Source organism: Vibrio sp. 10N.222.55.A1, assembly GCF_041473835.1.
Taxonomy (GTDB): domain Bacteria; phylum Pseudomonadota; class Gammaproteobacteria; order Enterobacterales; family Vibrionaceae; genus Vibrio; species Vibrio crassostreae_C.
Genome location: NZ_JBFRSX010000051.1, coordinates 20,727 through 42,106 on the forward strand (window position 1 = coordinate 20,727; position 21,380 = coordinate 42,106).

Below are 21,380 nucleotides of genomic sequence, written 5' to 3' on the forward strand. Positions count from 1 at the left end.
GCAATAAACTAGATAGTTACCGTGATTATGCGTTGATTCCCGCGTGGCGCAGCATTGCGTCGATTTGTGGCTCACGACCACGGAAGCGTTTGAACAGCTCCATTGGCTCTTCACTGCCACCCATTTCAAGGATGTTGTTCAGGAAGCGATTACCCGTTTCAGTGTTGAAGATACCCTCTTCTTCAAATGCTGAGAACGCATCTGCCGATAGCACTTCTGCCCACAGGTAGCTGTAGTAGCCCGCGCTGTAACCACCAGCAAAGATATGACCAAAGCTGTGTGAGAAACGGTTCCAATCTAGGCTTGGCAGTACCGACACCTTAGACTTAACATCCGCTAGCGTTTCTAGTACGCGAGCACCCACTTCAGGGTCGTATTCTGTGTGTAGCGTGAAATCGAACAAACCAAGCTCTAGCTGACGCAGGATAAACATCGCAGATTGGAAGTTCTTCGCCGCTAGCATCTTCTCTAGCATCTCTTTTGGTAGCGCTTCACCCGTTTCGAAGTGACCAGAGATGAACGACAGCGCTTCTTCTTCCCAACACCAGTTTTCTAGGAACTGACTTGGTAGCTCAACCGCATCCCAAGGCACACCATTGATACCCGCAACTGCGCCCGCTTCTACTTGCGTCAGCATGTGGTGGATACCGTGGCCAAACTCGTGGAACAGAGTCACGACTTCATCATGAGTAAACAGTGCTGGCTTATCACCAACTGGCTTGTTGAAGTTACACGTTAGGTAAGCGACGGGCGTTTGTAGCTCGCCAGATTCAGTAATACGACGACCACGACAGTCATCCATCCAAGCGCCGCCACGTTTGTGCTCACGTGCGTATAAATCTAGGTAGAAGCTACCACGCAGTGTTCCAGTCGCATCAAAGATATCAAAGAAACGCACTGACTCATGCCATGTGTCGACACCTTCACGCTCTGTTACCGACATACCAAACACACGGTTAAGCACCTCAAACAGGCCTGAAACCACATTCGATTCAGGGAAGTATGGGCGAAGCTCTTCATCAGAGATCTCGAACAGGTTCTGCTTCTGCTTTTCGCTGTAGTAAGCGATGTCCCATAGGTTTAGCTCAGAAACACCAAACTCTTTCTCTGCAAACTGACGCAGCTCTTCAACTTCACGCTCACCTTGTGGTTTTGCTTTTACTGCTAGGTCGTTCAGGAAGCCAAGAACCTGATCTGGCGTCTCAGCCATCTTGGTCGACAGTGATTTCTCGCTGTAAGTACTGAAACCAAGCATGCGCGCGATCTCGTGGCGCAGCTTAAGTTGCTCGGTGATGATCTCAGTGTTGTCCCACTTACCTGCGTTTGGACCGCGATCTGAAGCGCGCGTTACGTACGCTTCATAAAGCTCTTTACGCAGTTCTTGGTTATCACAGTAGGTCATCACAGGTAGGTATGATGGGATATCTAAAGTCAGTAGGTAGCCTTCTTGCTCTTTAGACTCAGCCGCCGCTTGAGCTGCCGCCAGTGCTGATTCAGGCATACCTGCCAGCTCAGCTACGTCTGTGATCTGCTTGCTCCAACCCATGGTTGCATCAAGCACGTTATTTGAGAATTGAGAGCCTAACTCAGACTGGCGCTTGCTGATCTCGCCGTAACGATGCTGTTCATCTGCAGGTAAGCCAATGCCCGACAATTCAAAGTCGCGCAGTGCGTCGGTAATAGTTTTTTGTTGAGCTCGGTTCAGTGCAGAGAATGCTTCACTCGCCTTGACCGCTTTATACGCTTCGAACAAGCCTTTGTGTTGGCCAACCCAAGTGCCGTATTCAGATAGCACAGGTAAGCAGCTCTCATACGCTTCACGCAGTTCGTCACTGTTCACGACAGAGTTCATATGGCTTACAGGTGACCAAATGCGACCTAAACGATCATCCACTTCTTCAATTGGAGCAACTAGGTTGTCCCAGCTTGGTGAAGTATTACCTTCAAGTACTTGTTCTATCTTGTTGCGACACGCTTCAATCACTTGCTCAACTGCAGGCTTTACGTGCTCTGGCTTGATCTGTGAAAACGGAGGTAAGTCCGTGAAGGTTAATAGCGGATTAGACATATAAACATTCCTTTGGCTTTAGAGACTTTCGTCTTTTTTGTAATGAGGTCGTCTTACAGTCATCAGGCTAAAGTTCGCCCTAAAAAATCACCTGCGAATAGTTATTAAATAGTGCCCAACAAGGCAAATTTCAATAGTAGAACCAATAACTAACTGCATATTGCTAGCGACTGTTCCTGAATTGTTCGAGAATTTATGGTCCATTGAGGGTTATAATAGTCTGATTAACCCCACCTACACTAACCACACTCTAATTCGAGAGTGTTACGAGAGTTTAATTTGTTAAGTTATCGCCACAGCTTCCACGCAGGTAACCATGCCGACGTAGTAAAGCATATCGTACAGAGCCTTATTCTTAATTCTTTGAAACAAAAGGATAAGCCTTTTGTTTATCATGACACTCACTCTGGTGTAGGTCGTTACGACTTAACGCATGAATGGTCTGAAAAAACCGGTGAATACAAGCAAGGTATTGCTCGTGTGTGGGAGCAAACAGACCTTCCTGAAGACATTCAAAGCTACCTTGAGTCTATTTCCATTCTCAATAATGGCGAGAAACTGCGTTACTACCCGGGTTCTCCACGTGTTGCACGTGCACACCTGCGTGACCAAGACCGCATGGTACTGACTGAGCTTCACCCAGCCGATCACCCGCTGCTTGAGCAAGAGTTCCACCGTGATCGTCAGGTATCTATCTACAAAGAAGATGGTTTTAAGCGCTTAAAGGGCAGCCTGCCACCAAAAGAACGTCGTGGTTTAGTACTGATCGACCCGCCTTACGAGCTGGCAAAAGAGTACCGTGATGTCGTGACTGCAATCGCTCAAAGCCACAAGCGCTGGGCAACCGGTATCTACGCAATTTGGTACCCGGTAGTAAATCGCTGTGATATCGAAGATATGATCGAAGGTCTCGAAGGCTTAGGCATCAACAAGATTCTACAAATCGAACTTGGCGTATCACCAGACACCAACGAGCGTGGCATGACGGCATCAGGCATGATCGTGATTAACCCGCCTTGGAAGCTAGAAAGCCAAATGAAAGAGATTCTTCCATTCTTGAAGGAAGCAATTGCGCCAGCGACCGGTCACTTCAAAGTAGAGTGGATCGTACCCGAGTAATCTCGAGTCCACATCATAGACTGAAGAATCTTCAACAGACTGTGATGTGGACGAATAAATTTTAAACAGGGAGATTGAGTTCAACCGATCTGCCCTCAATATAATAATTAGACAATTTAAGAATCTATAGGACGTAGGTATCCAGTGCTCTCACTGTGACTACAACCTTCAATAAATGGAGAAAGTAATGGCGACTCATTTTGATTACATCTGTATCGGTGGCGGTTCAGGCGGCATCGCATCGGCTAACCGCGCAGCTATGCACGGTGCAAAAGTTGCACTTATCGAAGCTCAAGACCTTGGTGGTACTTGTGTAAACGTTGGTTGTGTTCCTAAAAAGGTAATGTGGCACGGCGCTCAAGTCGCTGAAGCAATCAACCTATACTCTGAGGACTACGGCTTCGACGTTGAAGTAAAAAGCTTTAACTGGAGCAAGCTGATTGAAAACCGCCAAGCGTACATTGGTCGTATCCACCAATCTTACGACCGCGTACTAGGTAACAACAAAGTAAACGTAATCAAAGGCTTTGCTAAGTTCGTTGATGAAAAGACAGTTGAAGTGAACGGTGAACACTACACAGCAGATCACATCCTGATCGCGGTAGGTGGTCGTCCAACAATTCCAAACATCCCAGGTGCAGAATACGGCATCGACTCAAATGGCTTCTTCGACCTAATGGAGCAACCAAAACGCGTTGCGGTTATCGGTGCTGGCTACATCGCAGTTGAGATCGCAGGTGTACTAAGCGCACTAGGCACAGAAACACACTTGTTCTGTCGTAAAGAATCTCCACTACGTAGCTTCGATCCAATGATCATCGAAACGCTAGTAGAAGTAATGGAAGCAGAAGGTCCAACACTTCACACGCACTCAGTGCCTAAAGAAGTTGTGAAAGAAGCGGATGGCACACTGACTCTACACCTAGAGAACGGCAACACTCAAAACGTTGACCACCTAATCTGGGCTATCGGTCGCCATCCAGCAACTGACGCTATCAACCTAGCATCAACTGGCGTTGAGACGAACGATCGTGGCTACATCAAAGTAGACGAGTTCCAAGCGACTAATGTTCCTGGCATCTACTGTGTTGGCGACATCATGGAAGGCGGTATCGAGCTAACTCCTGTTGCTGTTAAAGCAGGTCGTCAGCTTTCTGAACGTCTATTCAACGGTCAAACCAACGCAAAAATGGACTACAAGCTAGTGCCTACTGTTGTATTCAGCCACCCACCTATCGGCACGATCGGTCTTACGACCCAAGAAGCTGAAGAGAAGTACGGCAAAGACAACATCAAGGTTTACACATCGGGCTTCACTGCGATGTACACAGCAGTAACCAAGCACCGTCAACCTTGTAAGATGAAGCTAGTATGTGCTGGCGAAGAAGAGACTGTCGTTGGCCTACACGGCATCGGCTTCACGGTTGATGAAATGATTCAAGGCTTCGGCGTTGCAATGAAGATGGGCGCAACCAAAGCAGACTTCGACTCTGTTGTGGCGATTCACCCAACGGGCAGCGAAGAGTTTGTTACCATGCGTTAAACCTTTGTAAGTCAAAGAAATATTATGAAAAAGCCGACATCTGTCGGCTTTTTGTGTTTTTTACCGTATGTTTGAATGCTTATTAACCAAACAGCATTTTACACACTTAACTTGGAAGAAAGATCACGCTACAATCGCGCGCTATAAAATTACACGCATAAAAATAACAAATAGCTCTATTACAGAAAGGATGTACGAGTAATGAAAAAAGTGAGTATTCTCGCAGCGGCGATTGCAGTGGCTTTAACAGGTTGTGGTAGCGACAGTTCTAATTCAGGTGTCACAACACCGACAGAACCATCAACAACAACCAACAAATTTATCGATGCCGCTGTTGAAGGTATCTACTACAGCACTAGCTCTGGTTCAAAGGGCATCACAAACAGCGAAGGCGAATTTACCGCTAAGTCTGACGATACGGTGACCTTCTTCATTGGTGGTGAAAATGGCTTGAAAGTAGGGGCAGCATCAAACCGTGATGTACTGACACCATTTGAAGCGGCGGGCAAATACGACCGAGCTCTAAATTTAGCAATTCTACTTCAGTCTTTAGATAACCAATTTGGTAGCGCTTCTGATGAAGTACTGACAATTCCAGATGCGTTGCGCGAACCTGATGCTGCGACGTTAGCGAAGATGAAAAACCTAAGTCTAGATGACCGTGATTCTGTTACAGACTTCCTAACAGCGATGGGAGTCACTTCAATTACTAATGAATCTGAAGCATTGGCTCATATGGAGAAAGCATTCGGAGAAAAATCAGGGACTGTTCGCGGCAGCGCTGATGCCAATCCATTTGTAGCGAAAAATGGGCAATTTATTCGCTCAATCATGGTGAGACAGTATGATATTAACGATCCAAACAACCGCCCTAACGACAAAACAATGTTAGTTCACGCTGACAAAATGCTCCCTAAAGCTGTGTTTGAACATACACGTGGCACGCCTTACTTCACTTATCAAGATTCAGCCAATGGTCTTATTGCTGTAAGTGACAGCGACTCTTTATTGTCATACGCAGACGCTGAAAAGTACATCAGCTGTGTATTGGCAGGGAGTTCTGCAGGCTGCAATCAAACAGCTAACCCAGACTTCACCCTAAACGCTCCGTTTTCTTACCTTCTACTTGATAAAAGCAAAGAAAATACCACACCTAAACCAAAGAGTTACGGTTGGGCACCTTTCATTGAAGGGAATCAACAAGTCCTCAACCACTACACGCCAAACAAACTGGAAGATGATCGAGATGAAGGCGATGCAACCCCTTCATACCAATATGAAACTCTTTCAGGTAGCTATGACCCAATTACAAAAATATACACACAAATTCGTTCAAAAACAGAGTTAAGCGACCCATCAAGCGAATCAAGTAAAGCAAAGCGTATCGAAGAAAGTTTGAATTTCTACTATCACGTAGAAACACCTAGTGACGAAAGGTACGTGGATTTCACTGGGTCTTGGGATACCACTCAGATTTGCGCTGATGGACAAAATGCTGTCATGAGAATGGTATTTGATTCTGAGGGCGCTACCGTATCAGGGAAAGAGTGCAATGCAAACTCACCGGCAGATCTTGAAGACTCAGGCAAGAAGTATACCTATAAAGAGCTTGCTGCAATTGACTATTGGTGGTTTAACATTTCAGGACGTGAATCAAAAGCAACACTGACAGATCTAAACTCAGTCGTGCGCTTCTGTGATGATACTGACAATGGTTATATTCCTGGTTCAGGAGATAAATGTCCTGTTGATGCAAATGGTAATAATCAAGAATACATCATTAAATGGGAGTATCAGCCAGCAGGTACTAACTGGGATGAAGGGTTGCTAACTCGCCGTAAAATGACTCCAGACGGATCAACAACAGGCCGTGTTAGCATCATGCAGAAAATCAACTAACCTTTGAGTTAGTTTGATGACTTATTAATAAACCAGAAGCTGAGCTTCTGGTTTTTTCATTTTTAACACACATGAACCTTCAAACAACCATCAACGTAGATACAGAAACAAAGAACTATCGAGAACAACATGGAGTTTGTTATGAATCTACTCATTGAATCATTTGAAGGCGGGATCTACTTGGCTTACCAAATCATTGGCGAGCAAAAGCAGTTAATCAAAGACGACCACCAGCACCCAATGAAGTTTTTGAGTGTTAACCAAGCCCGCGACCACTTCAGTGATCAAGGCGTATCGTCAGCAATGCTGATACACAACAGTGCATACGACGAGATGTGCGGTGAGCATTGTGGTAACACCCAACCGTTCGAAATTGATTTGAAATGGAGTTAAATCAACTTCAAATCAGTCGCGATAAAAATTAAAAGGCTTACATCAATGTAAGCCTTTCTTATGGGAGTAACTTTCCCTCTTATTCACTCAAATCAACGCAATGTCCGCTTCTGCCTGCGTTTGATGTTTTGCTCTTTCACAATAAAATCGAACAGTGGGGCGAAGAGGTTGGCGAACAAGATAGCCAGCATGATGCCCTCTGGATAAGCAGGGTTGAGCACGCGAATACCAACCGTCATCACACCGATAAGAATCCCGTAAGCCCATTTACTCTGATTGGTAAAAGCGGCAGAAACAGGGTCTGTTGCCATGAAGAAGGTACCAAAGGCAACACCACCCAACACAAAGTGCCAGTAAAACGGCATCGAAAACATCGAGTTAGTATCCGACCCTATCCAGTTCAGTAAACTCGACGTCACGACAAGGCCGACAATCACACCGGCGACAATGCGCCAAGACGCTATCTTCATCACAATCAAAATCAACCCCGTCAGCATGATCAGCAGTGACGACACCTCACCCATCGAACCTGGAATATTACCGATAAAGGCATCCATCCAGGTGATCGCCTCGCCAGTCATATTATTGATAAGCGAAGTACTGCCACCCTCATACCATTGACTCAGCGGTGTCGCGCCTGAATAGCCGTCAGCGGCAACCCACACAAGCCCACCCGACATGTTGGCTGGATAGGCGAAATAGAGAAACGCGCGGCCTGCAAGGGCTGGGTTCAAGAAGTTTCGTCCTGTACCACCGAACAGCTCTTTGGCGACAACGATACCAAAGGTGATACCTAACGCGGCTTGCCAAAGCGGGATGGTTGGCGGAAGAATGAGTGCGAATAGTACCGAGCTAACAAAGAAACCTTCATTCACCTCATGTTTTCGTACAACGGCAAATAAAACCTCCCAGAAGCCACCTACCACAAACACCGTGGCATAAACGGGTAGGAAATAGAGTGCACCAAGCAACATCTGACTTTCCCAGCCACTTGCCACCAATGACTGCGCATCACCAAATGCCCACGACAGACGCCAGCTGCTTTCAATAACCGAGGCAAGTTCGTTAAGTTGATAGCTGGAGGTTAATGCGAGGACGCTTTGGTGTCCGACGTTATACATCCCCCAGAACATTGCCGGGAAAGTCGCCAGCCAGACCAGAATCATGATGCGCTTTAGGTCAATGCTGTCACGAACATGGGTTATACCGCGGTTTACGTTTCCGGGTGTATAGAATATTGTCGCGAAAGCTTCATACACTGGGTAGAGCTTTTCGTACTTCCCTCCGGCTTCAAAGCGTGGAGCCACGTCTTCTAATCGTTTCTTTAAACTCATAATCTCAATCACCTTATTACTTGAGTTATGGTTTTCTACGCATCAGCCGCGCTATTTGAACAATTTTTAACGATTTTTAATCAAATTCGTCTTGAAGAACGAGTGTCTAAAAGTCGAACCGATGTCGAAAAAGAGAGGCGTATAAACAACAAAGCCCCAGCAATGGCTGAGGCTTATTTGGTTTGGTAACGGTCGTCGTTACTTAACGCACATCACATTAAGCAATGAAGAACCTTTCAACTGGTTGACGTTACCGTTGGTAAACAGACCTTTCTTATCTGCGCCCCAATAAGGGAGATGCATTGGCCAGTTCTGTTTTTCCATAACCTTTGAGCTCAAGATGCTTTGCCATTGCTTCTCACTCATCAGCTTCATGTTGACCTGATTACACACCAATTCAGCGCTATCGTAATCTAGGCGGCTCCAAGGCTTACCTTGCTCCATGTAGAACTGTTGTTGATGATCTAGAAGGTAAGGAATAGCATATTGGCTACCCGCAATGTCTGCTTTCACGCGAATCTCGATCTCTAGATCATTGTCTGAACTCGCGTTACCGCTTGGTAGCGTCTGAATTACTGCAGCGCTCGCTACCGCCGCCACTTGCTTAGTAGCCACAGGTTTCGGTGCAGGCTTAGCTTCTACTTTTGCAGGAGCCTTGTGCGTCACCGCTTTTGGCTCTGCTGGTTTTGCCACAATAGGCTGTGATGAGGTTTTCGACTTATCGACCATACGAATAAAGGCTTCACCGTAACCAGAAACCTTACGCACCTGAGCTAGGTCTTTTCTCGCATCAGAGAAGGTAGAATAAGGTCCGATTAAGCAACGGTAGTCTCCGCCTTCCGGCTTCATCCAAACGTTGGTCGAGATCTTCTCATACAGAGGCTTTGCTCGGCTCAGTGACAAAGGCTTGTTCAGCAGGCCACATTGAACCCAAAACAGTTCGTTATCTGAATGACGTTTTGGTGCTTTACTGCCCCACACGCCCTTACCGATCGGACATGATTGCTCTAGCTGTGGTAATTGGTTGGTGCTTGCCTGAGTTGCATCACATAGAACCGACTCTGCATTCACTTGGCTCGATACCAAAAGAGATGCAGCGATAAGTCCCATACGATAATTTCTCGTCACAGCACGACATACAGCATTCATTGTCAATTTCATAACCACCACTTAAACCCTTGCGGGCTAATTATTACCGAATCTATGTCGATAAAACATGAATTCCATTTTAACTATTATTGACACTGTCAATAATACTAAGTTCCAGATCCATTAAGCAAAAAAAGAGCCGTAATTGCTTACGGCTCTTAATTTAGTGACTTTTTTTACTAAAAATCAAACCGGGCTATCACCCTTTATAAATTTTCGGGTTAAACACGTCACGTAACCAGTCGCCTAATAGGTTAATAACGAGAACCAATGTTACCAAAAGCACACCTGGGAATGCTGTGATCCACCATGCTCCTGAGAAAATGTAGTTAAAACCAGTACTGATCAGGGCACCGAGTGATGGTTGGTCTACCGGAAGACCTAAACCTAGGAAAGAAAGTGCCGCTTCTGACATGATGGCATTTGCCACCTGTACCGTAGAGATAACCAAAATCGGTGATAAACAGTTAGGCAGAATATGGCGGAACATGATACGAGGCGCTCTAAAGCCCATCACACGTGCCGCTTCTACGTACTCTTTCTTCTTCTCTGCCAATACCGATGCACGAATCGTACGAGCATACTGCGGCCATTCAGCAATACCGATGATCACCACCAGCATAACAACCGCATATTGCGCGTAGAAGTCACTACCGAAACTCGCCTTAAAGATGGCCGAGACAATGATCGCAACCATCATGGTTGAGAACGAAAGCTGAACATCGGCAAAACGCATCAGGAAGCTATCAATACGACCACCGAAGTAACCTGCAGACAAGCCAATGATGATACCGAGAGTCAGCTGAAGACCTACCGCTAGGAAACCGATCGTCAATGACAGACGCGAGCCGTAAAGCATCGTAGATAAGATGTCACGACCCTGCTCATCAGTACCCAGTAGGAAGCGTTCTTCGCCGTCTTCCATCCAAGATGGTGGCAACTCAGAATCCATGATGTCGATAGACGTCACGTCATACGGGTCTGTTGGCGCTAGAATAGGTGCCGCTAATGCCATAACAAGGAAAGCTGCAAAGATAGCGAAGCTCACCATTGCCACTTTGTCACGTAAGAAGTAGTACAGAATGTCTGACTGCTTGAATCGCTCCCAACGAGATGGAGCTGTTGTTGTTTGTTCCATGATTATGCTCCTTTCCCTGTGATGTTCACTGTTGGGTTAATGATGCCGTAAAGCAGGTCAACAATGGTGTTAGTTACTACGAAGATCAAGCCAACGAAAATAACGTATGCGGTAATCAGTGGAGTATCCACTCGGTTAATCGCTTCAAGGAATAGGAAGCCGGTGCCCGGCCACTGGAATACAGTTTCAGTAAGAATGGTGTAAGCCACCATAGTACCGATTTGAACACCACCTACCGTTAGTACAGGTAACATTGTGTTCTTCAAAGCGTGTTGGTAGTAAATCTTGTTCAGCGCTAGGCCTTTTGCTTTACCAAACTTGATGTATTCAGAACTAAGAACCTCTAGCATTTCAGAACGCACTAGACGAATGAACAGCGGCAGCATGATAGATGCCAAAGCAATACTCGGCAGAACTAAGTGTGCAAGGCCATCTAGTGTTAAGAAGCCAGACTCCCAACCAAACCAGTTTGCGGTCTCACCACGTCCAAACGACGGCAGCCAACCTAGCTCGATAGAGAACACATACATCAGCATGATTGCAGTTAAGAAAACAGGCACAGAGATACCGATACTACTACCGGCCATCACAAGCTTAGTGAAGAAACTTTTTGGGTGTATTGCAGAATAAACGCCTAATGGAATCGACAGACAAACAATGATCAGAGAAGCACCGAACACAAGCTCCAGTGTCGCGACCAGTTTATCTAGAATTACGTCCACAGCAGGGCGTTTAAAGAAATATGAAGTACCAAGATCACCTTGTAGGGCTGCGCCTATAAAGCGAGAGTATTTTGTAACGAAGGGATCATTTAAGCCGAGTTCATCACGTAGCGCTTGACGCTCCGACTCTGAAACAGATTGACCGACTAACTCACGTAACGGGTCGCCCAGGTTATCCTGAATGGCAAACGCCACCAAACTGATCACAAACATCACTATCAGTGCCTGAAACAGGCGCTTGACCAGAAACGTAACCATTCCTTGCCCCTTATCTATCCATGACTATCTAGTCGAAATCCGCGACTAGATAACAAAATTCAGTCTTAAAAAAGGTATTTAGCCAGACTGAAGGAAGACCAAATACCGAAACTTAAATCTATATCTTAATAATTTGAGAGCCTGAAAAGCTTCAGGCTCTCGATTCTAGCAAGCTAGATTATTTTACAACTAGGTCGCCGAAGTAAGGCATAACCATTGGGTTTACTACGTCTGCTGCACCTACGTTAGACTTCGCGCCCCACGCTTCACTTTGCCAGTGTAGCGGTACGAATGCTGCGTCGTTGTAAAGTGTTGCTTCAACGCCTTTCAGCATTTCAGCACGCTTAACTGGGTCAGTTTCAGTGTTAGAAGCTTCTACGATCGCATCCATTTCTGGGTTTGAGTAGCCAGAACAGTTGTATTGACCACGGCCAGTCTCTTCGTTACGAGTCATAGTTAGGAACTCGTTGAAGTTAGCTGAATCTTCTGTATCTGAGTGCCAGCCGATCATCATCATGTCTGCTGAACATAGGTCAAACTCAGGCCAGTACTGTGCTTTAGGCATAGTTTTAAGATCAACTTTGATACCAATCTTAGACAGCATTGCCGCAGACGCTTGCGCTACTTTCGCATCGTTCACGTAACGGTTGTTTGGAGCCATCATAGTTAGCGTAAAGCCATCTTCGTAGCCCGCTTCTTTCATCAGCTCTTTCGCTTTTTTCAGATCGTAACGAGGAACTAGGTCTTCGTTGTGACCCGCGTAGCCTGTTGGGCTTTGCTGACCAGCGGCTGTTGCGAAGCCTTTCATGATCTTCTTAACGATACCTTCGTTGTTGATTGCGTGAACAATCGCCTGACGAACGCGAACATCTTTAAGTGCTTCGTTGCTGTTTTGGTTCATTTGGAACGTGATGATACGAGTACCAGGTAGCGTCACTAGATCGATGTTCTTAGCGTTTTTAACACGCTTGTGATCGTTTGGTGCTACTGGGTGAATCATATCAACGTCGCCAGAAAGAAGTGCTGCAACACGTGTCGCGTCTTCTTTGATTGGCACAAGTGTTAGCTTGTCTACGTTGCCTTCAGTTTCTGTGTCCCAGTAATCGTTGAAACGCTCGAACGTTACTTTAACGCCTTGCTCACGCTGCGTTACGATAAATGGACCAGTACCTGAAACGTTAGTCGAAGCAAACGAGTTACCGTGCTTAACTAGCTCAGACTTGTCTTTACCTTCCGCTGTTTGGCCAGAGTAGAACTTGCTGTCCATTGGGAAGATGTAAGTTGCTGTTTGTAGTACTAGTGGGTAAGCCGCTTTTGATACTAGCTCAACTGTGTAGTCATCCACTTTTACCATTTTTTCGTATGGCGTGAAGATAGACTTAAAGTCTGGAGAAGCTTGTAGACGTTCAAAAGTCCACACAACATCATCAGCAGTCAGTTCGTTACCAGAATGGAATTTCACACCTTTACGTAGGTTGAAGCGGAAAGTCGTTTCATCAACACGCTCCCAGCTAGATGCTAGGCGGCCTTCAAAATCCATCTCTTGAGTGAAACGTACTAGAGGGTCAAACACCATGTGAGACATTTGCAGTGTGCCACCAGACAGCTGCTCGTGCGGGTCAAGTGATACTGGGTCAGCTGCGTAGCCAACGGTAATATCTGCTGCTGCTGCACTAAAGCTTAGGCCAGCTGCCATTAAAGCTACTGCTAATTTGCTTTTCATGGTTTTCATTGCATAACTCCTTCATGCGGGAATCCAGATCCCTAGTTGTTGTATTTGCGTCTGTTTATTGTTGTTAGCAAGCTAAACTCCAGCCTGCTGATTTTTATACCGCGGCTTGTGCCACTGCTTTTTCTTCTCTTAAGCCTGTAAATTCAGGCATTAAAGAAATCAGTTGTTTGCTGTATTCATGCTGAGGTGATTGGAACAGCTGCTCCGTTGGCGCAACCTCCAATAATGTCCCCATCTGCATCACACCAACACGGTCACACATTTGGCGAATAACCGGTAGATCGTGACTGATGAACAGCATGGTTAGGTTTAGCTCGTCTTGTAAGTCTTTTAGTAGGTTAAGAATCTGAGCCTGTACCGACACGTCCAGTGCCGATGTTGGTTCATCACAAATCAAAAGACGTGGGCGAGTCGCCAAAGCGCGAGCGATAGAAATACGCTGACGTTGACCACCTGAGAATTCGTGTGGGTACTTCACCCCAGCCATTTTGCCTAAACCCACGTGCTCTAGCAGGTCGTTCACGATCTGACGAGTTTCATTTTCGTTGCGAGTAAGCTTATGGAATCGGATAGGTTCAGCAATGATGTCGAATATCTTCATTCGAGGGTTCATTGATGTGTAAGGGTTTTGGAAAACCATCTGCATTTGACGACGCATAGGGCGACGTTCTTTTTCAGATTTCAGACCAGTAAGATCAACGCCTTCAAACGTTACCTTGCCTGAGTTTGGTGCGTACAAGCCAGCAATCACACGAGCAATCGTTGATTTACCTGAACCTGATTCACCTACTAAACCAAACGTCTCACCTTCATGCACTTCAAAGCTCACGTTGTTTGATGCTTGAACGTACTCACGACGGCTCTCAAAGAAAGAATCTTTGGTAGTAAAGCGTAAGTTTACGTTCTCAACGTTCAACAGAGGGCCAGTGTAATCACGGTGATCTTGGCTTTGACCTAACCAGTGGTTCTTCACATCCAATGGTTCCATCTCTTGTGCTTCTTCGATGTAGCTAACAAGAGGGAAACGATCGAGTTTGCGATCCGAACGAGGAACCGCAGAGATAAGACTGTGTGTATATGGGTGCTCAGGAGTACCCAGAACTTTCGCTGTTGGGCCAAACTCAACTAAGTCACCACGATACATAACGGCTACGCGGTCGGTAACGTTAGATACCACGCCCATGTCGTGCGTGACCAACATGCAACCTACGTTCTTCTTAATACATAGGTCGCGAATCAAACCCAAGATCTGGTCTTGGATAGAAACATCCAGTGCTGTTGTTGGTTCATCTGCGATGATTAGGTCAGGTTCACCTGCCAATGCGATCGCGATAACCACACGCTGACGCATACCGCCAGAGAATTGGTGAGGGTACTGCTTTAAACGGTTTTCTGGTTGTGGGATACCCACTTGGTTCATCAAGTCTAATGAGCGCTGGTAGGCTTCTTGATCCGAAACCTTCATGTTGGCATGAATCGTCTCTTTTAACTGCTGTTCTACTGTGAATAGAGGGTTAAGAGAAGTCATTGGGTCTTGGAAGATAAAACCAATCTTTGAGCCGCGAACAGAACGCATCTGTTCAGGAGATAAACCAGAGACTTTTTCGCCATCCAGAAATACCTCGCCGCTAGCAATGCGGCCAGGAGGGCTCAGCAAATCGATCACAGCATTACCTACTGTTGATTTACCTGCACCAGACTCGCCTACAACACCAACAATCTCACCACGTTCAATGTTGAACGAAAGTGATTTAACTGCGGCGTGAACTCCATGACGAGATGGGTATTCGATACGAAGATTTTTTACTTCTAAAAGTGACATTACCAGACCTCTACTGCTTTGGCAGCTTTCTGCCCTGTCTGCAAAATTGAATCCATTCTTACCAGAATATTGTTCTGATATTTTATACGGTTGACAATTTGGCAAATAATTCACAGAAAAGCAACAAAAATAGGATAAAAAGTCGACATTAAACGCTTAGCAAGCAAAAGTGCCACATAACTATTCACCAAAAGAGCATATAGTAAGAAAAATCAACATTATATTATCGGCAAGAAATACTCACAAACTCCTTACCACTACTTACTTGTAGAGTTAAAGCCGTGCTTCAAAGCAGATCTCACTACCAGTCACTAAAAACAAATAATTATTCCAAAAAACAATTAACACTATAGAAACAAACGCTAATTTTGTTAATTTGAACAAATAAAACAACCAGATAAACGTTAATTAGCCATACATTTAACCATCTGTATTATTTTGGTAAATACAAAACAGACAAACGAAAGGCCTAATAAATCAGAGGAGTTTTTGAACGACCAAATGCGTACAAAGCTGTCAAATTCAGGCCTTAGTGAGCAAATTTAGGGTCAGGTTTCACTTTTCATAAAAGTCTTTAGACCAAACCCATTAATATGTCGAATTATTGAGCACTCCATTTATATAAAATTAGATATAGAACTGTACATTTGATAAAGAAAGCAACTCTGTAGCAGCACCATTATCAAGCAGATCGTTAGGAATCTGTCTTATATAAGAAGGGGAGATAGATGTAAGAAGCCCCGTCATTTCTGACGCGGACAGCTAGTTGAGGCTTCTTAAGTGATCAGTGAAGAGACATTCTTTGAACATCAGGCGAACCCCACTCTGTTCAAGTTATCTAAGTTTCAGATGTAAAAAAGCCCTAGTCTTTCGACTAGGGCTTCTTAAGGTGGTCGGTGAAGAGGGATTCGAACCCCCGACCCTCTGGTCCCAAACCAGATGCGCTACCAAGCTGCGCTATTCACCGAGACGTTTCGTTTGATTTCTCAAACCGGGAACTTCAAAGAAGCTACCAAAATTAATGGGGTGGCTAACGAGATTCGAACTCGCGACCACCGGAATCACAATCCAGGGCTCTACCAACTGAGCTATAGCCACCACTAATTTTTTATATAACCGCTTAAAAGCGATTATTGAAATAGTGGTCGGTGAAGAGGGATTCGAACCCCCGACCCTCTGGTCCCAAACCAGATGCGCTACCAAGCTGCGCTATTCACCGACTAGTTTTGTATCGACTCTTGGGAATAATGAATCAACACTGGAAGCCGAAGCTACCGATATTTTGTAAAGAAAGAATGGGGTGGCTAACGAGATTCGAACTCGCGACCACCGGAATCACAATCCAGGGCTCTACCAACTGAGCTATAGCCACCATTATTTCTTTTTGCCAATTTCTCACTTACCGAAGTAAGAGACCGGATGGCGCGCCTGAAAGGATTCGAACCTTCGGCCTTTGGCTCCGGAGGCCAACGCTCTATCCAGCTGAGCTACAGGCGCATGCCCTGTCGGCGGAGTGGAATAATACGTATATCACCCAATGCCGTCTAGTACTTTTTTAACTTTTTTTTCTGTTTGGTCTCTTTTTCGACAGTTAATATGTGATAAACCCCTTATTTGAGTACTACAACCCGCCACAGCTTATAAGTTGTTGTTTATTGCAACAACTTATCGGGATATAATCACCCATTATTTACATTGGTTTAACAGTTGCTCTTTGCTGGTTAAAGCCAAAACACCCTTCCAACACTATAAATTGGTAAGCATGTACTTACCTTGGGAATGTAAAGTGAGTTTAATGGATATGTCTCGTCGAATTTTAAGCGTTGTCATCGCAGTTTTAACCTTTTCAACTGGCGCAATGGCTGCAGGCCTAAGCGAAGCGGAGCACGATGCAATTGCTGAACGCATCAAACCAGTTGGCCAAGTTTACCTAGTCGGCAGCGAGCCAGTAGCCGCAGAACCAACAGGCCCTCGTGATGGCGCAGCAGTTTACGGTACCTTTTGTATCGCTTGTCACGCATCTGGCGTAAGTGGCGCACCTAAAACAGGTGATGCTGGTGACTGGGGTCCTCGCATTGCTCAAGGTCGCGACATTCTAGCTGACCACGCAATCAACGGCTTCAATGCGATGCCAGCGAAAGGTTCATGTATGGATTGTTCAGACGACGAAATCAAAGATGCTATCGAGCACATGATTGCCGGTCTGTAATTAAAAATGCCAGATTCAGAAAAGGTGACCTCATGGTCACCTTTTTTATTGGCTTCTATATAGTGCGATTAAAGTAGGGCATTACTTCTTGTTGAACATCGCTCGAATATTCGCAATGTGCGCCTGCCCTTTTTCCATTCTTTCTTCAGCGGATTGAGGCTTCTTAGCGCTTTCCCACTCCACATCATCGTGCGGCAGCTCATCGAGGAAGCGGCTTTGTGTTGGCTTTATTAATTCACCATATTGACGACGTTCACGACACTTAGTAAAAGTCAGCTCTTTCTGCGCTCGAGTAATCCCCACATACATAAGACGACGTTCTTCTTCTACGTTGCCTTCATCGACACTGGTTTGGTGCGGCAAGATGCCCTCTTCTGCACCCATCAGGAATACATATGGGAACTCTAGACCTTTCGATGCATGCAATGTCATTAATTGGACTTGATCTGCATCGTCATCATCCTCACCACGCTCCATCATATCGCGCAGCGTTAAACGTTGAACCACCTCGCGCAGGGTTTTCTCTTCTTTATCGTAGTTGTCACCCTCAAGATCGGCCACAATCCAGCTATACAGATCAGAGACGTTCTTCATTCGCATTTCAGCGGCTTTCGGGCTCGCTGAGGTTTCGTACAACCAATCTTCGTAGTTGATGTCACGAACCAAAGAACGAACGGCTTCAACCGTATTACCACGCTCGGCATTGTCTGAGATACGAACAATCCAGTCACCGAAGCGGCGCAAATTTTCTAAACCACGCCCCGTCAGTGTCTGCTCTAAGCCCATCTCAAAGCTGGCTTCAAACAAGCTCTTGCCACGCATATTGGCGTAGCTGCCTAACTTCTCAAGCGTCACCGGACCAATCTCTCGGCGCGGTGTGTTTACAATACGTAGGAAGGCGTTGTCATCATCAGGGTTCACCAACACACGCAGGTAAGCCATGATGTCTTTAATCTCGGCTCTCGCGAAGAAAGAGGTACCGCCAGAGATCTTGTAAGGCACACGGTTCTGCATCAGCGCTTTTTCAATCAAGCGTGATTGGTGGTTACCACGGTAAAGCACTGCGTAATCTTTGTATTCAGTACGGTTCAAAAACTTGTGGGCGATGATCTCGCCGGTAATACGCTCTGCTTCATGCTCTTCATTCTTAGCATTCAGTACCTTGAGCTTTTCACCGTCTGGGATCTCTGAGAATAGTGACTTTTCATAAACGTGTGGGTTGTTGGCGATCAAGATGTTCGCCGCACGTAATATTCGGCTGGTTGAGCGATAGTTTTGCTCGAGTTTGATCAAGCGAAGATTTGGATAGTCCTCACCCAGCAACACCAAGTTTTGCGGTTTTGCACCACGCCATGAATAGATAGATTGGTCATCGTCACCTACTACCGTCAAGCGACCACGCTCTCCCACCAGTAAACGAACCAACTCATATTGGCTGGTGTTGGTATCTTGGTATTCATCGACCAGTAAATAGCGGATACGCGACTGCCAGCGCTCACGCACCTCTTGATTGGTTTTCAGTAGTAATACAGGCATCGCGATCAGATCATCAAAATCGAGTGCGTTGTATGCCTTCATCTGTTTCTGGTACATCTCAAAACAGAATGCAAACAACTGCTCTTGTTCGCCTTGAGCACGTGCTTTCGCCTGATCTGGCGTCAGCATGTCATTTTTCCAATTCGAAATGGTGCTCATTAAAGCGCGTAGCAAATCCTTATCACCATCGATCTGTCTCTCTGTTAACTCTTTTAACAAAGCTAACTGGTCTTGGTCATCAAACAGAGAGAAACCCGCTTTCAAACCCAGCGCTTTGTATTCACGGCGAATGATGGTTAAGCCCATGGTATGAAAAGTCGAAACAATCAGCCCTTTCGATTCGCCCTTACCTAGAGTTTGCCCAACACGCTCTTTCATCTCGCGTGCCGCTTTATTAGTAAAGGTCACCGCCGCAATATTACGCGCCTTATAGCCACATTCCTGAACCAGATAAGCAATTTTATTGGTGATAACACGTGTTTTACCGGATCCAGCGCCCGCTAATACTAAGCAGGGGCCCGAAACATATTTCACGGCTTCATCTTGTCTTGGGTTCAGTTTCATTTGATTCTCAGTTTGGTCTAGAGGGGCGAATTCAATTGCGCGCCTATAATAATGCTGCAACAGCACGAATGCTACGTTCTCTTATACAAGATTTTTACGCTGATTATGTAAAACTTTGTTGCACATGTGTGTGGTTATTAGGCTATAATGAATGAACGTTCATTCATTGGTGGTTGAAATATGACAACTCATGCACCTCGGGATAAACGCCAGCAAATACTTTCTGCAGCTGAAAAGCTAATTGCAGAGGTCGGTTTCCAAGGCCTTTCAATGCAAAAATTAGCCAAAGAAGCGGGAGTGGCTGCAGGCACTATCTATCGCTACTTCGATGATAAAGAGCATTTGATAGAAGATGTTCGAATGCTCGTGACTCAAAGAGTAGCTGATGCTGTTCAACAAGGGGTTAATGATTCGGATCCAATTAAACAACGCTACCGTACTATGTGGTTGAACATATGGAACTTAGCAGGAACGAATTTAGCCGCAATAAAAAATCGGGTTCAGTATGACTCTCTACCCATCACAAATAGCCTAAACTTCAGGGAACTAGAACGTAAAATGTTTGCCCAAGTTGAGCTGCTATTTAATGAGGGGAAAGAACAAGGATTGTTTAAACCACTTAACAATGAAGTATTAGGTGGATTGAGCTTGGCGGCTAGTGTTTCTCTAGCACGCAAGCATTCTTTAGGATTTTACCAACTTGATGAGGCAGAACTAGAATCTGCAATCGAAGCCAGTTGGGACGCAATAATTAAACACTAGATCGGAGTTTTGACCATAATGAAAAAGTGGACTTTCTTCATGTTACTCATCGCTGTACTACTTTTCGGCAGCGTTATTGGGTTTAACATGTTCAAACAACAAAAAATTGCTGAGTATATGGCCAACCGCCCTGAACCAGAGTTTCCAGTAACGGTAACTGAAGTTCAGCCGATCGACTGGGTTCCAGTGATTGAAGCTATCGGCTTCATCGAACCTAACCAAGGTGTGACACTAGCGAACGAAACCAGCGGTGTTATCGATCAAATTTCTTTCGAATCAGGTACTGAGGTTAAAAATGACCAACAACTGATCCGCCTTGATTCTGATGTAGAGAAAGCCAATCTAAAAAGCTCTGAGGCACGCTTACCGGCTGCTGAAGCTAAATACAAGCGCTACCAAGGGCTATTCAAGAAAGGCTCTATCTCTAAGGAAGCCTTCGATGAAGCAGAAGCTAATTTCTTATCGTTAGCGGCTGATATTGAAAGCCTTAAAGCATCGATTGCCCGTCGCGAGATCCGCGCTCCGTTTGACGGCACTGTCGGTATTCGTAATGTGTATCTAGGCCAATACCTACAATCTGGCACTGACATCGTTCGCCTAGAAGACACCAGTGTTATGCGCCTACGCTTCACTATTTCTCAAAATGACATCTCTCGTATTGAGGTTGGTCAGGCGATCGACATCTTCGTTGATGCATACCCAGAAAAACCGTTTAAAGGTTCTATTAGTGCCATTGAGCCTGCGGTTAGCATCCAAAGTGGTCTTATCCAAGTACAAGCCGATATCCCAAACAACGATGGTAAGTTACGTAGCGGTATGTTTGCGCGCGCTAACATCATTCTACCTAAACTAGCAAACCAAGTGACACTGCCTCAGACGGCCATCACTTTCACACTTTACGGTGACAATGTTTATATTTTACGTGAAGAAGATGGTGTGCAGCGTGTGAAACAACAAGTGGTGAAAGTAGGTGAACGTACAGAAAGTATTGCTCACATACTGGAAGGCGTAGAGCCTGGCGATGTTGTCGTGACAACGGGTCAAGTTCGTTTAAGTAACAATGCTAAAGTTCGAGTTGTAGAAAGTGATGCAACGACGCCGCCAGCTGAAACACCAATGCTGTAATTGGAGG

15 protein-coding genes and 5 tRNA genes are annotated in these 21,380 nt (G+C 45.5%); 7 read left to right on the top strand and 13 right to left on the bottom strand.

Going from position 1 to position 21,380, the window contains the following annotated elements; all coding sequences use genetic code 11:
* Positions 1–25 precede the first annotated feature (25 nt).
* Positions 26–2,068, bottom strand: a complete 2,043-nt coding sequence (gene prlC / locus AB4493_RS15935; protein WP_372155405.1) for an oligopeptidase A — start codon at positions 2,066–2,068, stop codon at positions 26–28.
* 279 nt (positions 2,069–2,347) lie between these two features.
* Here prlC and AB4493_RS15940 point away from each other — a divergent pair, with 279 nt between their 5' ends.
* From AB4493_RS15940 to AB4493_RS15955, 4 genes are all read left to right on the top strand, one after another.
* Positions 2,348–3,187 (top strand): 23S rRNA (adenine(2030)-N(6))-methyltransferase RlmJ, encoded by an 840-nt coding sequence (locus AB4493_RS15940; protein WP_017060143.1) that lies wholly within the window; start codon positions 2,348–2,350, stop codon positions 3,185–3,187.
* A 187-nt stretch (positions 3,188–3,374) separates the two neighbouring features.
* Positions 3,375–4,730: a glutathione-disulfide reductase gene (gorA, locus tag AB4493_RS15945; RefSeq protein ID WP_104216355.1), complete on the top strand. Its 1,356-nt coding sequence runs from the start codon at positions 3,375–3,377 to the stop codon at positions 4,728–4,730.
* A gap of 201 nt (positions 4,731–4,931) precedes the next feature.
* Complete coding sequence (locus tag AB4493_RS15950; RefSeq protein WP_372128495.1) at positions 4,932–6,629, top strand: hypothetical protein; 1,698 nt, start codon at positions 4,932–4,934, stop codon at positions 6,627–6,629.
* 141 nt (positions 6,630–6,770) lie between these two features.
* Positions 6,771–7,022, top strand: coding sequence for a DUF6482 family protein (locus AB4493_RS15955; protein WP_017103429.1), 252 nt, complete (start codon positions 6,771–6,773; stop codon positions 7,020–7,022).
* A gap of 92 nt (positions 7,023–7,114) precedes the next feature.
* Here AB4493_RS15955 and AB4493_RS15960 read toward each other — a convergent pair whose 3' ends face one another.
* From AB4493_RS15960 to AB4493_RS16010, 11 genes are all read right to left on the bottom strand, one after another.
* On the bottom strand, positions 7,115–8,356 hold the full coding sequence (locus AB4493_RS15960) for an NADH:ubiquinone reductase (Na(+)-transporting) subunit B (RefSeq protein WP_372155407.1): 1,242 nt from the start codon (positions 8,354–8,356) through the stop codon (positions 7,115–7,117).
* A gap of 198 nt (positions 8,357–8,554) precedes the next feature.
* On the bottom strand, positions 8,555–9,517 hold the full coding sequence (locus AB4493_RS15965; RefSeq protein ID WP_372155409.1) for an SPOR domain-containing protein: 963 nt from the start codon (positions 9,515–9,517) through the stop codon (positions 8,555–8,557).
* Between the two features lie 187 nt (positions 9,518–9,704).
* Positions 9,705–10,643 (bottom strand): ABC transporter permease, encoded by a 939-nt coding sequence (locus tag AB4493_RS15970; RefSeq protein WP_017060135.1) that lies wholly within the window; start codon positions 10,641–10,643, stop codon positions 9,705–9,707.
* A 2-nt stretch (positions 10,644–10,645) separates the two neighbouring features.
* On the bottom strand, positions 10,646–11,623 hold the full coding sequence (locus tag AB4493_RS15975; RefSeq protein WP_010433413.1) for an ABC transporter permease: 978 nt from the start codon (positions 11,621–11,623) through the stop codon (positions 10,646–10,648).
* Between the two features lie 178 nt (positions 11,624–11,801).
* Positions 11,802–13,355: an ABC transporter substrate-binding protein gene (locus tag AB4493_RS15980; protein WP_017060133.1), complete on the bottom strand. Its 1,554-nt coding sequence runs from the start codon at positions 13,353–13,355 to the stop codon at positions 11,802–11,804.
* Between the two features lie 94 nt (positions 13,356–13,449).
* Positions 13,450–15,177, bottom strand: coding sequence for an ABC transporter ATP-binding protein (locus tag AB4493_RS15985; RefSeq protein WP_017060132.1), 1,728 nt, complete (start codon positions 15,175–15,177; stop codon positions 13,450–13,452).
* An 890-nt stretch (positions 15,178–16,067) separates the two neighbouring features.
* A tRNA-Pro gene (locus AB4493_RS15990) sits at positions 16,068–16,144 on the bottom strand.
* Positions 16,145–16,199: 55 nt separating this feature from the next.
* Positions 16,200–16,275, bottom strand: a tRNA-His gene (locus tag AB4493_RS15995).
* A gap of 44 nt (positions 16,276–16,319) precedes the next feature.
* Positions 16,320–16,396, bottom strand: a tRNA-Pro gene (locus AB4493_RS16000).
* 77 nt (positions 16,397–16,473) lie between these two features.
* Positions 16,474–16,549: transfer RNA gene (locus AB4493_RS16005), tRNA-His, on the bottom strand.
* Between the two features lie 48 nt (positions 16,550–16,597).
* A tRNA-Arg gene (locus AB4493_RS16010) sits at positions 16,598–16,674 on the bottom strand.
* Positions 16,675–16,972: 298 nt separating this feature from the next.
* On the opposite strand from AB4493_RS16010, the gene AB4493_RS16015 reads away from it, so the two are divergent.
* Complete coding sequence (locus tag AB4493_RS16015) at positions 16,973–17,386, top strand: cytochrome c5 family protein (protein ID WP_017063036.1); 414 nt, start codon at positions 16,973–16,975, stop codon at positions 17,384–17,386.
* Between the two features lie 81 nt (positions 17,387–17,467).
* Here AB4493_RS16015 and rep read toward each other — a convergent pair whose 3' ends face one another.
* Positions 17,468–19,486, bottom strand: a complete 2,019-nt coding sequence (gene rep / locus AB4493_RS16020) for a DNA helicase Rep (RefSeq protein WP_372155411.1) — start codon at positions 19,484–19,486, stop codon at positions 17,468–17,470.
* A 180-nt stretch (positions 19,487–19,666) separates the two neighbouring features.
* Between rep and AB4493_RS16025 the strand changes: the two genes are divergently transcribed.
* On the top strand, positions 19,667–20,248 hold the full coding sequence (locus AB4493_RS16025; RefSeq protein WP_017061961.1) for a TetR/AcrR family transcriptional regulator: 582 nt from the start codon (positions 19,667–19,669) through the stop codon (positions 20,246–20,248).
* Positions 20,249–20,266: 18 nt separating this feature from the next.
* On the top strand, positions 20,267–21,373 hold the full coding sequence (locus AB4493_RS16030; RefSeq protein WP_017069625.1) for an efflux RND transporter periplasmic adaptor subunit: 1,107 nt from the start codon (positions 20,267–20,269) through the stop codon (positions 21,371–21,373).
* Positions 21,374–21,380 lie beyond the last annotated feature (7 nt).